Origin of the sequence: Pseudomonas sp. R32 (assembly GCF_009866705.1) — a bacterium.
Lineage (GTDB): Bacteria > Pseudomonadota > Gammaproteobacteria > Pseudomonadales > Pseudomonadaceae > Aquipseudomonas > Aquipseudomonas donghuensis.
Genome location: NZ_CP019396.1, coordinates 1,916,890 through 1,932,662, shown reverse-complemented (window position 1 = coordinate 1,932,662; position 15,773 = coordinate 1,916,890). Strand labels below are relative to the sequence as shown.

The 15,773-nt window shown below is 62.2% G+C and carries 12 protein-coding genes; 2 read left to right on the top strand and 10 right to left on the bottom strand.

All coding sequences use genetic code 11. The annotated features are described in order from the left end of the window. Positions 1-235 precede the first annotated feature (235 nt). Positions 236-448 (top strand): hypothetical protein, encoded by a 213-nt coding sequence (locus tag PspR32_RS08835; protein ID WP_036994446.1) that lies wholly within the window; start codon positions 236-238, stop codon positions 446-448. Positions 449-460: 12 nt separating this feature from the next. Here PspR32_RS08835 and PspR32_RS08830 read toward each other — a convergent pair whose 3' ends face one another. The 7 genes from PspR32_RS08830 to exaC all read right to left on the bottom strand — a co-directional run bounded on the left by PspR32_RS08830 (position 461) and on the right by exaC (position 7,885). Continuing rightward, on the bottom strand, positions 461-676 hold the full coding sequence (locus tag PspR32_RS08830; protein ID WP_036994445.1) for a hypothetical protein: 216 nt from the start codon (positions 674-676) through the stop codon (positions 461-463). Positions 677-791: 115 nt separating this feature from the next. Beyond that, the gene (locus tag PspR32_RS08825) at positions 792-2,012 is read right to left on the bottom strand and encodes a methyl-accepting chemotaxis protein (protein ID WP_374045272.1); all 1,221 of its coding nucleotides are present in this window, start codon (positions 2,010-2,012) and stop codon (positions 792-794) included. A gap of 543 nt (positions 2,013-2,555) precedes the next feature. Further along, on the bottom strand, positions 2,556-2,960 hold the full coding sequence (locus PspR32_RS08820) for a TraR/DksA family transcriptional regulator (RefSeq protein ID WP_010224318.1): 405 nt from the start codon (positions 2,958-2,960) through the stop codon (positions 2,556-2,558). A gap of 284 nt (positions 2,961-3,244) precedes the next feature. Continuing rightward, a complete protein-coding gene (locus PspR32_RS08815) occupies positions 3,245-4,912 on the bottom strand; it encodes a PAS domain-containing hybrid sensor histidine kinase/response regulator (RefSeq protein ID WP_036994443.1) in 1,668 nt (555 codons plus the stop codon). Continuing rightward, on the bottom strand, positions 4,896-6,059 hold the full coding sequence (ercA, locus tag PspR32_RS08810) for an alcohol dehydrogenase-like regulatory protein ErcA (RefSeq protein WP_010224321.1): 1,164 nt from the start codon (positions 6,057-6,059) through the stop codon (positions 4,896-4,898). Before ercA ends, PspR32_RS08815 begins: the two co-directional genes overlap by 17 nt. A gap of 123 nt (positions 6,060-6,182) precedes the next feature. Beyond that, complete coding sequence (pqqA, locus tag PspR32_RS08805) at positions 6,183-6,254, bottom strand: pyrroloquinoline quinone precursor peptide PqqA (protein ID WP_009394664.1); 72 nt, start codon at positions 6,252-6,254, stop codon at positions 6,183-6,185. Between the two features lie 110 nt (positions 6,255-6,364). Then, positions 6,365-7,885: an acetaldehyde dehydrogenase ExaC gene (exaC, locus tag PspR32_RS08800; protein WP_100782972.1), complete on the bottom strand. Its 1,521-nt coding sequence runs from the start codon at positions 7,883-7,885 to the stop codon at positions 6,365-6,367. A gap of 206 nt (positions 7,886-8,091) precedes the next feature. Between exaC and PspR32_RS08795 the strand changes: the two genes are divergently transcribed. Beyond that, complete coding sequence (locus PspR32_RS08795) at positions 8,092-12,603, top strand: hypothetical protein (RefSeq protein ID WP_159388322.1); 4,512 nt, start codon at positions 8,092-8,094, stop codon at positions 12,601-12,603. A 40-nt stretch (positions 12,604-12,643) separates the two neighbouring features. On the opposite strand, the gene PspR32_RS08790 is transcribed toward PspR32_RS08795, so the two are convergent. From PspR32_RS08790 to PspR32_RS08780, 3 genes are read right to left on the bottom strand one after another with little or no spacing between them, the layout of a single operon-like run. After that, positions 12,644-13,417 (bottom strand): enoyl-CoA hydratase, encoded by a 774-nt coding sequence (locus PspR32_RS08790; protein ID WP_010224326.1) that lies wholly within the window; start codon positions 13,415-13,417, stop codon positions 12,644-12,646. Between the two features lie 14 nt (positions 13,418-13,431). After that, positions 13,432-14,559, bottom strand: coding sequence for an acyl-CoA dehydrogenase (locus PspR32_RS08785; protein WP_010224327.1), 1,128 nt, complete (start codon positions 14,557-14,559; stop codon positions 13,432-13,434). An 8-nt stretch (positions 14,560-14,567) separates the two neighbouring features. Continuing rightward, entirely contained in the window at positions 14,568-15,761 is a 1,194-nt protein-coding gene (locus tag PspR32_RS08780) for an acetyl-CoA C-acyltransferase (protein ID WP_010224328.1), read from the bottom strand. Between the last annotated feature and the right edge of the window lie 12 nt (positions 15,762-15,773).

Here is a 15,773-nt window from a genome sequence, read left to right as displayed (position 1 = left end):
GTCTGAAAGACTAGTAGATTAGTGCGTGAAAAGTCTGTGCAGAGAGGCAAAGCAAGGTGCAGGAATACTTACCCATTGCTGCAAGCCTTGGCCCGTTTGCAGATTTTCAGCGGATTTCCTTAATCGGAAACGCTTTTTCTGACAGCACTATCGCAACAAAAGTGCGATAGATGAGAGCAAGCCCTTCGACAGGGCAGACCCCAGGAAATCATCCACCGCACACAGGGAAGCGAATATGCACGAAAACACTGAATTCCGTCGAGAGGCTAGAGGTGTTTCCTACACGGAATATGCAGCTGGGTACAACCTGAACAGGCCGCCGCGCTTTGTCGTGGTCCCCGCCGGCATCGGCTTCTTTCATATCACCGAGCAGGCAACCGGTCGGGTCAAAGGCTTTCGCCGTGAGCATACTGAAGCCTGCGCGCTGGCCCGCCACCTTGAAAACTGAACCCTGCCGGCCTCACCCGGCCTGACGCGCGACGTCAGGCCGGCCCGCAGTGCTCATCTGCTCCAGCCAGGCAGCACGGCACTCCTGGGCCTCACTGCGGCAGGCAAATGCGGTGCCGCGCCGCTCACCGTTGACCAGCACGACCCAACACACGCGCTTGCCCTGTGCCTGTAGCGCCGTCGGCACGCCGCTGCCAATCATTACCGCCACATCGACTTGGCTATTCATCATTCCCTCCGGAATTTATTAGCAACCTAACGATGTGCGCATGATAAGACCTGCCCGTCTGTGAAAAAAGCTAGCCTGTGCACAGCTGTTTTACATCGCAGGTAACAAAGCCCTGTCAGTTCTGCTGAGGCCGGTAGCCCAGGCGCAAACCACCCCAATGCCTGCCTTGTACCTGGATCGGTACCGACAGGTCGTGCATCAGCTCGCCCGTATCGCGGGTATAGGTTTGCAACAACACCGCCTGTTGATGGCTACCGCAACGAATACCGGTGCGGTCGTCGAACTTGCGCTTGCTGCGGTTGTGCGCGGTGTCCAGGGTCTGATCCCCGGTCAACGGCTGATTGAAGGCGTTGTTATGAGTAGGCACATAGCCCTGCTGGGTGCAGGCTATGGCGAACACCAGGCCTTCATGCTGCTTGAGCAACGGCTCCTGGATCGTCGGCAGGACCTGGTCGGTGTACTGATCGAAGCGGGTCCGGTAGCGTGCCGGTGAGGTCCCCGGCAGTTGCTGGTAATGACGATCAAACAGGTCTTCGAGGCTGATCCGGCCCTGAGCGATATCGTTTTCGAACTGTGCGCCAATCTGCTGTGCGCCTTGGCGGGCCAGGTCGTAAACGCGCTGGTGATAGTCATCCAGGCCGACCTCGGCCAGCCGCTCGCTGATGCTTTCAGCCTGCCCTTCCAGTTGCACGGCAGCCTGGGCCAGGCACTGGGTTTGCTGGTCGCTGACCTGCAGGTCGCTGCGCATCCGCGCGACCGCCTCGAACAGGCTGTCCAGTTGTAGCCGATTGGTCTCGGTGCCCTCGGCAATCTCGCCGATCTGCTGCTCGACCCCGGCGGCCAGCCCGGCGATGCTGTCCAGTTGCTCCCCGGTGTGCTCGACCTGGTCCACGCCGCTGTGCAGGTCATCCGACAGCTCGCGGATCTGCTCGACCACCTGAGCCGTACGTTGCTGAATGTCGGCAACCATCTGCCCGACTTCTTCGGTGGCGCTGGCAGTACGGCCAGCCAGCCCACGCACCTCGTCGGCGACCACGGCAAAGCCGCGCCCATGGTCACCGGCCCTGGCCGCTTCGATCGCAGCGTTCAAGGCCAGCAGGTTGGTCTGGCTGGCGATGGTCTGGATCACCAGGGTGACCCGGGCAATGTCCTCGCTGCGCTGGTGCAGGGCTTCGATCAACTCGCGACTGGCGGTGGCCCGTGAACTCAGGTGATGCATGCGCTGGATCGACTCGGCCAGCACCGTACGCCCGGCAGCGCTGCTTTCGTGGGCGCTGCGGGCAGCGACCAGGGCCTGCTGGCTCAACTGTGAAGTAGCCTTCTCGGTACCGATCATCACTTCGGCACTACTGACAATCTGCGCTGCCGCGCTCAGTTGCGATTGCAGCTTGTCCGCCAGTTGTTGCACCGAGAACGCCACGCCAGCTGCCGACAAAGCGTTGTGGCTGGTGGTGCGGGACAGGTCGCGGGTCAGCTCGGCCAACGGCTCGTTGGTTATCTGCGGCACGGCCGAGGCTTTGCGCAGGCGCGGCAACCACAGCGCCAGCAAGGCCAGGGGCAGGCAGATATAGAACGAAAGCTCGGCAAACGCCATGGCTGCCAGCAACCCTGCCAGCACCAGGCTCTGCAAAACCGAGTCTGACCAGCGCACATCATTGTCCGGGGCAGCTTGCCCTTCAACCACGGCGCCGGGCAGAGATCCTTCTCGCATCATGTTTTGGCTCCATCGCAACACATCTTGTTGTGCGGCCATTAAACGCCACTATTAGGCCATTAGCCATGCTTCCTTGGATGTAAGACTGCCGCTGTTGATACAGGGCAAGAAAAACAAAACCCCCGAAGATCGCTCTGCGGGGGTTTTGTCGGACACCTGCGCGGGTCAGGCCTGACGCTGGTGCTTATCGATTTGCTCGTGCCGCTCTTGAGCTTCGATGCAGTACTTGGTGGTCGGGCTGATCAGCAGGCGTTTCAAGCCAATGGGCTCACCACTGTCGTCGCACCAGCCGAAACTTTCGTCGGCAATCCGGCCCAGGGCCATTTCCAGCTGTGGCAGCAGACGCTGATCGCGCTCGATCGCGTTGACCAGCCAATGGCGCTCTTCTTCGACCGAGGCGGCGTCGGCAGGATCGGCAGGCGTGTCCAGGCTTTCGATGGTTACACGGCTTTGCTCGATGCGCTCATGGGTCTCGACCTTCATCGACTGCAGCAGATCGGTGAAGAAAGCCAATTGCTCAGCGTTCATGTAGTCATCGGCCGGCATGGCCAGCAACTTTTCCTTTGTCATTGATTTCTCTATAAAAAATACGTGCATTAAGGCGAATCGGGTGCTCCTGGCGAACAGCTCGCCAGCAGCGGAATTCTTCAAGCACCATCCGGCACTCAATTTACAGGGGGCGGCAGTCTAAGGCCGAGATTCACACTGGGCAACAGAAATGACGGTGGATTTGACCGAAAAGGCGCTAATGGCCCTCCCCCGGCGCTGGTTTATAACAAAAAAACTGCGCCGTAGGCGCTTTCCCGGGGACAAACGGTAACTCTCCGACAAAAACCTTGTAACAAAGATCCCTTTCAACTCAGCAACTGGCTCAACACCGCACGCAACTTGCCCGGCTTCACCGGCTTGTTCAACAACGGCGCACCCAGGCGTTGCATGGCACGACGGCTCTGGTCACTGCGATCGGCGGTGATCATCACGGCAAAGATACTCTGGGCGAAATGCCGGCGTAAATCTCGCACCACTTCGCAGCCGGTCACGCCGTGATCCAGATGAAAATCAGCCAGGATCAGCTCCGGCGCCCGGCCTTCGAGCACCTCCAGAGCACCGGTAAAATCGCTGGCGGTGAGCACTTCACAGCCCCACTGGCGCAGCAGTGCGGCCATGCTGTGCTGAATAGTCAATTCATTGTCCACCACCAACAGGCGGCGCCCGGGCAACGGATCGCCCACGCTGGGCTGTGCCAGCGCCGACAGGGGTGCCTCGCTCGGCGCCTCGTTCGAGAGCGGCACGTCGATACTGAACACCGAGCCGCGCCCCGGCCAGGAGCGGACCCTGACCGGATAATCGAGTATCCGCGCGATCCGTTCGACAATTGCCAGGCCCAACCCCACCCCTTTGCGGTCGGCAGCGCGGCCGACGTCCAATTGGTTGAACTCAAGGAAGATCGATTCAAGACGGTCGGCGGCAATGCCCCGGCCAGTGTCCCAGACTTCCAGACGCAGGGATTCGCCGCGCCGCCGCGCACCGAGCAGGATGCGTCCATGCTCGGTATAGCGGCAGGCATTGCTGAGGAAGTTACGCAGGATTCGCGTGAGCAGGCGCAGGTCGGTGCGTATTGCCAGGCGCGCGCTGCGCATGCGCAGGCTGAGCCCGGCGGCCTCGGCGACCGGCTGGAACTCCGAGGCCAAGGGCGCCAGCACTTCATCCAGGCGGTACAGGTCCAGGTCCGGCTTGATCGTCGCCTGATCCAGACGGGAGATGTCCAGCAGGTCGGTCAGCAGATCTTCGGCGCCCTCCAAGGCCTGATGCGCTCGCTCCACCAGTTGCTGCTCGCTCGTGGGCAGAGGCCGTTCGCGCAAGGTCGAGATCAATAGCCGTGCAGCATTAAGTGGTTGCAACAGATCGTGACTGGCCGCTGCCAGGTATTTGTCCTTGCTGCGGTTGGCCGCCTGGGCGGCATCACGGGCTTCGATCAGTTCATTGGTGCGCTCGGCGACCCGCTGTTCGAGCTGGTCGTTGAGTTGCTGCAGGCGCTCCTGGGCCAGCTTGCGCTCGGTGATGTCGGCGACAAAGCCCTCGACCACCCCCTCTTCGTCCGGACGCAACAACAGGTTCATCAGTACATCGATGCGGCTACCATCACGCCTGCGCAACTGGGTTTCATAGCCAATCAGCGCCTGCTCGCGCTGCAGCACCTGAGCGATGGCCAGTAGCTCATCCTGGCCACCAGCGAACAGATGGCTGGCCAGATCGTTGCGCGACAACACCAGTGCCTGGGCGTCCGGGTACCCCAGCATGCGCGCCAACGCCGGATTGGCCGCCCGCATGCCATCCTCGAGACTGGCCTGAAAGATGCCATGTACCGCATGCTCGAACAGCCACTTGTAGCGATTGCGTTCGGCTTCCAGCTCTTCAAGGCGCACCGCCAGTTCCGGGTAGTGGCTCTTGCGCACGGTGTGATTGCTCAGCCCCAGCAGCCCGGCCAGGGCATCGCCCGCCGGTTCAGAGGGCCTCGCCATACACCACCTCGACATCGCGCTGGCTGGAGCTGCGTGGGTTGGTCAGGATGCACGGGTCGTCCATGGCGTGCTGGGACAAAAAGGGAATGTCGGTCATGCCGACGCCATGCAGGCCAAGGGTTTCGTGAAAGCCCACGGCGTGCTTGAGCGCAATCAGGTGCTCGACCAGGCGCTGGCTGACCTGCTTGTGACTCAGGCCTCGGCAATCGATACCGAGGGTTTGCGCGATGACCTTGAAGCGCTCGGGGGCGGCGCTGTAATTGAACGCCACCACATGCTCGACCAGTACCGCGTTGCACAGTCCATGGGGCAGGTCGAGAAAGCCACCCAGGCTGTGGGACATGGCATGCACGGCACCGAGAATGGCGTTGGAGAACGCCAGCCCCGCCTGCATGCTGCCGAGCATGATCTTCTCGCGCAGGGCGATGTCGGCCGGGTTGGCGATCATCTGCACCAGGTTGCCGTTGATCAGGCGCATGGCTTCCAGCGCGTGGGGGTCGGTCAGCGGCCCGTGGCCGGTCGAGACGAACGCCTCGATGGCATGCACGAGCGCGTCGATGCCGGTACAGGCGGAGAGGAACGGGTCCATGCTCAGGGTAGTTTCCGGGTCGATCAGCGACACATCCGGCACCACCGCCTTGCTGACGATGGAAAACTTCATGCGCTCCTGTTGGTTGGAGATGATCACGAACTGGGAAACGTCGGCGGAGGTACCGGCAGTGGTCGGGATCAGGATCAACGGCGGGCTCGGCACGCGGATGGTGTCGACCCCTTCGAACTCGAGAATGTGCCGACCATGGGCAACCACGATGCCGATACCCTTGGCGCAATCCATGGGGCTGCCGCCACCGACCGCGACGATCACATCGCACTGTTCGCTACGGTAGCGCTCGGCGCCGGCCATGACCTCTTCAACCCGAGGGTTGGGCGAAACCTCGGTGTACAGGCAGTAATCAATGGCCTGCTGTTGCAGGCTGGCTTCGATATCAGCCACCCAGCCGGCGGCGATCACCCCTGGGTCGCTGACCAGCAGCACCTTGCGCGCGCCAAAGGTCTTGGCGTAATTGGCGACATGATGACGGCAACCGGCGCCGAAGATGATTTCCGGAGAGACGAACTTGCGCAACTGGCTCAGCTTCGGGCTCATGGGACGCCTCTATTCTTGTTGTACTAGCGCCAGCCTAAAGCATCCCGCCTCGATTGCAATCAGACCATCGCAGGCAGAAACAGAAGCGCCGACCGCTGCAAGCAGCGACCGGCGCAAGAGGGATCAGCGATTGGCGAAGTACATGGTCACTTCAAAACCGATACGCAGATCAGTGAACGCAGGCTTTTTCCACATAGGTCCATCCTCTTCTGGCACCACAGGATTGCGGTGCGCCTATTAATACACCGTTGCCGGTGCGGGTCGAATGCTACTTTGGAACCGTTTCTTTCAGGTTATCCGGGCCTTCAGAAGAACCCCAGCGGATTGACGTCGTAACTCACCAGCAGGTTCTTGGTCTGCTGGTAGTGATCGAGCATCATTTTGTGGGTCTCGCGGCCGACCCCGGATTTCTTGTAGCCACCGAACGCGGCGTGGGCCGGGTACAGGTGGTAGCAGTTGGTCCACACCCGCCCGGCCTGAATGCCGCGGCCCATGCGGTAGGCGCGGTTGATGTCACGGGTCCAGACCCCGGCGCCAAGCCCGAACTCGGTATCGTTGGCAATCGCCAGGGCTTCGGCTTCGTCCTTGAACGTGGTCACGCCGACCACCGGGCCGAAGATTTCTTCCTGGAACACGCGCATCTGGTTGTGGCCCTTGAGCAGGGTCGGCTGGATGTAATAGCCGCTGGCAAGGTCGCCCCCCAGGCGTTCACAGTCACCACCGGCCAGCACCTGGGCGCCCTCTTCGCGGGCGATCTGCAGGTAGGAGAGGATCTTGTCGTATTGCTGCTCGGATGCCTGGGCGCCGACCATGGTCTCGGTGTCCAGCGGGTTGCCGCGCTTGATCTGGCTGATCTTTTTCAGAACCTGGGCCATGAACGGCTCGTAGATCGACTCCTGGATCAACGCCCGCGACGGGCAGGTACACACTTCGCCCTGATTGAAGAACGCCAGCACCAGGCCTTCGGCGGCTTTTTCGATGAACGCGGGCTCGGCCTGCATAATGTCTTCGAAGAAGATGTTCGGCGACTTGCCGCCCAGTTCCACCGTCGAGGGGATGATGTTCTCGGCAGCGCATTTCATGATGTGCGAGCCCACCGGGGTAGAGCCGGTGAAAGCAATCTTGGCGATACGCTTGCTGGTGGCCAGGGCTTCACCGGCTTCGCGGCCAAAGCCGTGGACGATGTTGAGCACGCCAGCGGGCAACAGATCACCGATCAGTTCAGCGAACACGGTAATCGACAGCGGCGTCTGCTCGGCCGGCTTGAGCACCACGCAGTTGCCTGCGGCCAGGGCCGGGGCGAGTTTCCAGGCGGCCATCAGCAACGGGAAGTTCCAGGGGATGATCTGACCGACCACGCCGAGCGGCTCATGGAAGTGATAAGCGGCAGTGTGCTCGTTGATCTCGGCGGCGCTGCCTTCCTGGGCGCGGATGCAGCCGGCGAAGTAACGAAAGTGATCGGCAGCCAGTGGCACGTCGGCATTCAGGGTTTCGCGGATGGCCTTGCCGTTGTCCCAGGTTTCGCTCAGGGCCAGCACTTCAAGGTGCTGTTCGATGCGATCGGCGATCTTCAACAGGATCCGCGAGCGCTCCTGCACCGATGTGCGTCCCCAGGCTGGCGCCGCGCCGTGGGCGGCATCCAGGGCCAGGTCGATGTCAGCGGCCGCGGAGCGCGGGAACTCGGCAATGGCCTGGCCATTGACCGGCGAGCTGTTGCTGAAGTACTGGCCCGTCAACGGGGCCACGAATTCGCCGCCGATGTAGTTGCCGTAGACAGCCTTGAAACTGATCAGGGCATCAGGTGAGCCAGGGGGCGCGTAGATCATGGGGGGGCCTCATGTGCGGTGCGGGCCTGTCGGCATGACAGGCAGTTGAGCCGATGGTAAGCAGCCGCATGGCAGGCGCGAATCGGTCCTTGGCAGGTGCCGTCTCGTCAATTGGTAGTAACGCCTGGGTGGTAACCGGCTACCGCCTGCTCATGCGGGCGCAATCGTCTTATGTGGCCTCCCTTCTTTTTTGGAAGCCTCGCCAGATGACCGTCCCTTCCCTCCATCAGTCCATAGCCGAACAGGCGACCTTGAGCTGCGCGGTCGCCAAGCGCTTCGTCAAGCGTCCCGCCCTGCTCGAAATCGCCGGCCAGATCCTGCTTGAGCACTGGGCCCAACGGCAACTGCCACTGCAGCACAATCCGCTGACGCTCTATCTGATCAGCCACACCGAACCTCATGTTCTTATCCGCCAGTTGCCTCAAGTGCTGATCGAGCGATATTGCCTGGGCAGCACCTTGAACCTGAATGACGGGGAAGACTATCTCAGCCGCTACCCTCAACAAGGTGCCGATGCACACCTTGAGGTGGACCTGCATACCGTTGAACTGCTGGTCAATGACTGTGGTCCTTTGATCGTCGAGGCGTTCCTGCAGGCACTGGTCGAATTCTGGAGCCAGAGTGACGCACATGGCGAAACGCCCTGGGGCTGGTACGCCGCTTACCTGCAAAAGCTGATGAAGGATGCGATCGTTGTCGGCCTCAACGCTGGCCGGCTGACCCCGGCGCAAGCGGCTATCGCCAGCATCGTGCCGGCCTTTCCAACACCGCAGCAACGCAGCCGCTTTGACAACCTGCAGGGCTTGAGCGTCCAGCAGATAACGGTCGACCTGACCTCGGCCCAGCTCATTGATGCCGATCTGTCCAGTGCCTTGCTGGTCGAAGACTTTCCCGACCCACCCAAGGCCCAGGTGGCGATGCTGTTTACCCTGGTAGGCGCCCTGGCGCCCTTCGATTCCACCCAGGGTTTTCTCGACATGCTCACCCGGCACTGGCCAAGGTCGTTGTTATCCACACCTCCCCAGGCTCGATTCCGCGAGCCGACAACCTCGGCATTCGAAGCCCAGGCCGTCGGTTTTCTCAAGCAACAATTGCGTTTGATCGAGGTCATCGCCCAGGCATCGAGAACGCCTGAGCAAGCGGCAGCGCTCAACGCCATCATCGACCGCTCGACCTCGATGCTGGACCTGTGCACGGCTCAAGAGCTGGAACGTCAGAACAAGATCGCTTCACTATTGCCGGCATGGCTACTCGACAACGAGCTGGCCATCCGCTACAGCACCTTGCTGATCAATCAGGCCCAATCACACAAAGCGGCCGCCGGCAAAACCTGGCGTGACGGCATCGACACCGCCGAGGCCTTCGCCTGCAAGGCCCTGGACGCGAGGATTGAGCACGATCACCCTGCTGCCGGGTTCAAGGCCAGCGACGTGATAGTCACTAATCATCAGGTCATCGCCAGCGCCAGCGCCGGGCAAGACAGTGTGATCACCGACGGCGTAATCAAGGTCGTCAACTTTTCCCTCGCACAACTGGCCATCGACAATCTGGGCGTGCTGGCCGCAAACACTGTGAGCCTGCATTTGCTCAGCGGTGCCGACCTGCCCGACTGGATGAATGAAGCCTATGTGCGCACTCTGGTAGGTGAATTGGACATTGGTGGGCAATATCCGCAGACCTTGCAACGGCAATTGCTCGACGACCCCGATCAGTCGAAGACGCGGCGGACGCTGTTCAGTGCGCAGCTCAAGACCCAGTTGCCGCTCTTGGCACTGGAGCTGCATCTGCGCGACAAACGCATCAGCCTGGCGGCCTGCCAGGCGGTAGACGCCCTGTTTGGCCAGTCAGCGCCGGGGGGCTTCGTACTCAGGCCCCTGACCCTGCTGCGTGCAAGTGGCGCTACTGCCGATACGCCACTCAATGCATGGCTGATCGAACCTGGCGATGTCAGGCAAGGCCCTTGTTTGCTGTATCGTCCGTTGCATACCGAAGCGCTGCTGGAGTTTCGCGACCGGACTGCCCTGTTCGACGCGCTTGCCAGCAGCGGCCCGTTGCAGGATGACCTGCTCGATCGCCTGCCTGAACAAACCCGTCCGATCTATGCCAATGGCGGCCTGCATGAGCCACACATTCACCGCTTCGTCCCTGGTGCCGAGTTCGAACAGTTGCAGACGCCTGCACCGGCCAGCCTGGGTACGGCTCCGGCACAAGGGTCGCTACGCGAGCTGATCTACCAGGCCAGTGCCGAAGAACTGGTCGAACGGGCCAAGCGCCACTCGACCAGCACCGCGCAATCGCGCTGGAACGCCTGGAAGCAACTGGGTTGGCTGATGTTCAACACTTTGCTGCCGTTGTTCGAAGGCACCGTGGCCAAGGTCACCTGGATGATCCAGGTGCTCGACAGTGCCAAGCGCCTGCTCGAGAGTGATGAAAAGGACAGCCCGGCAGCGCATCGCCAGGCGTTCGCCGACCTGCTGATCAATATCGCCATGGTCCTGTTCGTGCACGCCACCCGCAGGCTGGGCATCCGCCCAGAAGCGCCCACGCCGCCCACCCACGCCTCTGTGCCAGCAAGAACACCCACCGCTCAGACGCTACCCGCACCGCAGGCCGAGCTGAACTTCAGCTGGGCGCGTCCTGACCACCGGCTTACAGCCCAGCAGAAAACCCACCTTGAAAGCCTGGCCAGCCCGCTATCACCCAGTACGCTCGGCTCCCCCATCGCGGACGGGACGCTGCAGGGCCTGTACCTGCACAACGAACAACTCTATTTCGCCCAGGGCGCTCGCGCCTATCCAGTGCAATTCGATGCCGCCATCGACCAACCGCGCATTATCGCCGGGCCCTGGCTGAGAAGAGATGAGGCCCTGCGCTGGACACTCGATCTGCGCTTGCGCCTGCGCGGCGGGCAGCCCCTGCGCAATCGCCTCAAGTCCGCTGACCTGGAGCAGTCGATCGACAACCTGGATCAGACATTACGCACGCAGCAAGCCGAGGCACTGGCCAGCCAGCAACGTCTGCAGGCATTTGCCCGGCAGCTCACTGACGACACCGACCCGCGCATCCTGCAAGGCTATCTGGGCAAGATGGAAACGTTGTCCCAGGACTTCGAGCGACACCGAGAGACGCTGCGTGAACGCAATGAAAAACGCCCCCTCAATCAGTACAAGACACTGCAGGCAAAAGCCCTGTTTGAACGAGCACGTTGCCAGCTGTCCATGCTTTCGACCCTGGGCAAACTGTACAAACCGTTGCGCCAGCGCTTTGTCCAGTCGGTCAGGGAAACCGACGGAGTCTTGCCTGAGCCAGGCTCAAGCAAACATTCAATGCAGGTCGATCTGCTCGACCAGATCGAGCTCCTGCTCGGCAAACTGATCAGCCATACCGAGACCCTGAGCGCTACCCGCGAGCAACTGCACAAGCTGTCCAGCATCCGTCAACCCACTATCCAGATGATGGAACTGAGCCTCAACGAACCTGCCGTCGGTCCTGCGTCGCGGCTGTACTGGTACACCCTGCGCAGCGAGGTGCTGAGCAACCGCTTGAGGCTGGTGGAGGCAGGCGAGGATGCCAGCGAAAGCGATTACTGGCTCGAGCACAGCTGGCGCAATATCGAGCAGGGCATGCTGCAGCGCATGAACCTGCAGGCCTTGAGCCGTGAGCAGGCAGAGGTTCATGCCCGCGTACTGGACAATATCCAGCGCCACTTCAGCACGGCGCTGCGCCAACTGGGCAATCTGAAAAACCTGGTGCCCGGTCAGCAGGCCGCCGACAGCCTGGTGTCCAGGCTCGAAACCGACTTGACCTTGATGCTCAAGGAGACCCGCGCCGACCTCGACGAATACCCGCAGCCGCTGCTTGAGCGCAGCAGCCTGCGTCAGTTGCACCGACAAGTGCCAGGGCTGATCGAAACCCGTGACGAGGGCGTGCTGCTAGGGCAACAGCGACGCGACAGTGAAGGTATCGTCGACATCCACAACCCACAGGACGACAGTATCCGTGCGTCCTACCGTGAAGATCCGCTTACTGGGACCTGGGAGCCCATATCCCCCGAGCAAGCGCTACCTCCACAGGTCACAGACGCCGATCTGAGTGCCCTGCTGCGTGAAGGCATGCGCCTTGCCGCACTCGCTAGGCAAGATATCCAGCGCCTTAAGAACCAGGGCAGAAGCACCTACCTGCCAATCGAAATCGAGGAAATAGCCGATCGCCGCCGGCTGGCGCTGACTGCGCAGCGCCAGGCCATCGAGCGAACCCTGACCCGCGACAACCAGACCGATCAGGCGGCTGGCAACACGGATGCAGCCCTGCAGATCAAACAGCTGGATGAAGTCGCTGGCGAACTGTTGCACACCGGCGAGCAACTGAGGATAGAGGCGGCCCTGACGCAAGCACCGAGCATGCGCGAGCTGGAGTACCTGCTGGGCAAGGGCCAGGTGAAACTCAAGCGGCTGGTCAAGCGCAAGCCGCTGGCCAGTACCCGGGGCTGGGCACAGGAGTACCTGGATGAGTACGTGGTGCTGCACGCCAACAAACCCTTGTGGTATGCGCACTTTCACTACGCGGCCGAGAACACCCCGGTCGACGACTTCAAGGCCGCGCACCTGAAGCTTGCCAGTCAGCGCTATGACCGCGGGCAGTTCGTCGAAGGCAACAAGGTGGTGCACCGCGGGCCGATAAGCCTGGCGGCGGCTCGACAATGGTTTTTCAAGGAGTGACGGTAGAAAACCGGGCGCTGGCAGCAGCGCCCGATCCATTTCAACGATCCTTGAACTGCGCCTCACGCTTGGCGATAAACGCGGCCATGCCTTCCTTCTGGTCTTCGGTGGCGAAGGCCGCATGGAACACCCGGCGCTCGAAACGCACGCCCTCGGCCAGGTTGACCTCAAAGGCACGGTTGACGCTTTCCTTGACCATCATGGTCATCGGGATCGACTTGCTAGCGATGGTCGCGGCCACTTTCAGCGCTTCCTCCAGCAACTCGGCCTGCGGTACTACCCGTGCGACCAGGCCAGCGCGCTCGGCTTCCTCGGCGCCCATCAGGCGGCCGCTCAGACACAGCTCCATGGCCTTGGCCTTGCCCACCGCACGGGTCAGGCGCTGGGTGCCGCCCATGCCTGGCAGCACACCGAGATTGATTTCCGGCTGGCCGAACTTGGCGTTATCGGCGGCAAGGATGAAGTCGCACATCATCGCCAGTTCACAACCGCCGCCCAGGGCAAAACCCGACACAGCGGCGATGATCGGCTTGCGCCGGTTGGCGATGCGATCAGCGTCGCTGAACAGGTCATCGACGTAGATCTGCGGGTAGCGCAGGTCGGCCATTTCCTTGATGTCGGCGCCAGCTGCGAACGCCTTGGCGGAGCCGGTCAGCACCACGCAACCGATGTTCGGGTCGGCCTCGAGCTGGTCCAGGGCCTGGTTGATCTCGCCGACGATCTGCGCGTTCAGGGCATTGAGCGCCTGAGGGCGGTTGAGGGTGATCAGGCCGACCTTGCCGTGGATGTCCAACAGAATGGTTTCAAATGACATGCAAGCTGCTCCCTTCAAAGATTGCGCGCAATGACCATGCGCTGAATGTCGCTGGTGCCTTCATAGATCTGGCAGACCCGCACATCGCGGTAGATGCGCTCCAGCGGAAAGTCGCTCAGATAGCCATAACCGCCGAGGGTCTGCAAGGCATCCGAACAGACCTTTTCGGCCATTTCCGAGGCGAACAGCTTGGCCATCGACGCTTCGACCAGGGCCGGACGCCCGGCATCGCGCAGCGCCGCGGCATGCAGGACCATCTGCCGGGCCACGGCAACGCGGGTGGCCATGTCGGCCAGGCGGAAGGCCACGGCCTGGTGCTCGATCAACGGTTTGCCGAAGCTCTCGCGCTCGCGGGCATAGTCACGGGCCACCTCGAAGGCGGCACGGGCCATGCCCACCGATTGCGAAGCGATGCCGATACGGCCACCTTCAAGGTTGGCCAGGGCGATCTTGTAGCCTTCGCCCTCCTCGCCCAAGCGGTTGGCCACCGGCACGCGCACGTTGTCAAAGACGATCTGGCAGGTGTCGGAGGCGTGCTGGCCGAGTTTGTCCTCGACTCGCGCCACTTGGTAACCCGCTGAGTCGGTGGGCACGATAAAGGCACTGATGCCGCGTTTACCGGCCTCGGGGTCAGTCACGGCAAACACGATCACCACCCCGGCGTTCTGCCCGGAGGTGATGAACTGCTTGCAGCCGTTGAGCACGTAGTGATCGCCATCTCGGCGGGCGCGGGTCTTCAGGCTGCTGGCATCGGAGCCGGCCTGCGGCTCGGTCAGGGCGAAGGCACCGAGCATCGCGCCACTGGCAAGCGGCGTGAGGAACTGCTGCTTCTGTTGCTCATTGCCGAACTTGAGGATCGGTACGCAGCCCACCGAGTTATGCACGCTCATGATGGTCGAGCAAGCGCCGTCGCCGGCGGCGATTTCTTCCAGGGCCATGGCATAGGCGACATAACCGGTGTCGCTGCCGCCCCACTGCTCCGGCACCAGCATGCCAAACAGGCCCAGCTCGGCCATCTCCTGGATGGCCTCCTTGGGAAAGCGGTGTTCGCGGTCCCACTGCTCGGCGAATGGCCGCAGGCGCTCCTGGGCAAACTGGCGCACCGCATCGCTGATTTGCTGTTGTTCGTCATTGATTAGCATGGTGCACCTCAGTACAGACACTCGACGGCCATGGCCGTGGCTTCGCCGCCGCCGATGCAGATGGCGGCAATCCCGCGATGCAGGCCTTTCTGGCGCAGGGCCGCGAGCAAGGTGACAAGGATGCGTGCGCCCGAAGCACCGATCGGGTGGCCCAGGGCGCACGCGCCGCCATGGACGTTGACCTTGTCGTGCGGCAGGTCCAGGTGCTTCATCGCCGCCAGGGTGACCACGGCGAAGGCTTCATTGATTTCGAACAGGTCGACCTCGGCCAGGCTCCAGCCGGTGCGTTTGACCAGCTTGTCGATAGCACCGATCGGTGCGCTGGGGAACAACGCCGGGGTGTCGGCAAATGCCGCGTGACCATGGATCACCGCCAGCGGCTTCAAGCCTTGCTTTTGTGCCTGGGAACGACGCATCAGCACCAGCGCCGCAGCACCGTCGGAGATCGAGCTGGAGTTTGCCGCGGTCACCGAGCCGCCGTCGCGAAAGGCCGGCTTGAGCTGCGGGATCTTGTCCAGGCGCGCCTTGGGCGGCTGCTCGTCGTCGCTGATCAGGCGCTGGGTCTTGCCCTCGGTCACTTCGACCGGAACGATCTCGCTGGCAAAGCTGCCGTCCTTGATAGCCTGCTGGGCGCGGGTCAGCGAGGCGATGGCGAAATCGTCCTGCTGCTCACGGGTAAATCCATTGCTCTGGGCGCAGTCCTCGGCAAAGGTGCCCATCAACCGGCCCTTGTCGTAGGCATCTTCCAGGCCGTCGAAGAACATGTGGTCGATGATCTTGCCGTGGCCCATGCGGTAACCGCTGCGGGCCTTGTCCAGCAGGTAAGGGGCATTGGACATGCTCTCCATGCCGCCGGCCACAACCACATCGGCGCTGCCGGCCAGCAGCAGGTCGTGGGCCATGATCGCCGCCTGCATGCCCGAGCCGCACATCTTGTTCAGGGTGGTGCAGGTGGTGGCCTTGTTCAGCCCGGCGCCCAGCGCCGCCTGGCGCGCCGGGGCCTGGCCCAGGCCTGCCGGCAGCACGCAGCCGAACAGCACCTGCTCGACGCTGTCGGGGGCTACCCCGGCACGCTCGACAGCGGCACGAATGGCCGCAGCACCCAGCTGCGGTGCGGTCAGGCTTTTCAGGTCGCCCTGCAGGCCGCCCATGGGCGTGCGCACGGCGCTGACGATTACAATCGGATCATTGGCAAGGGTCATGATTGAATACTC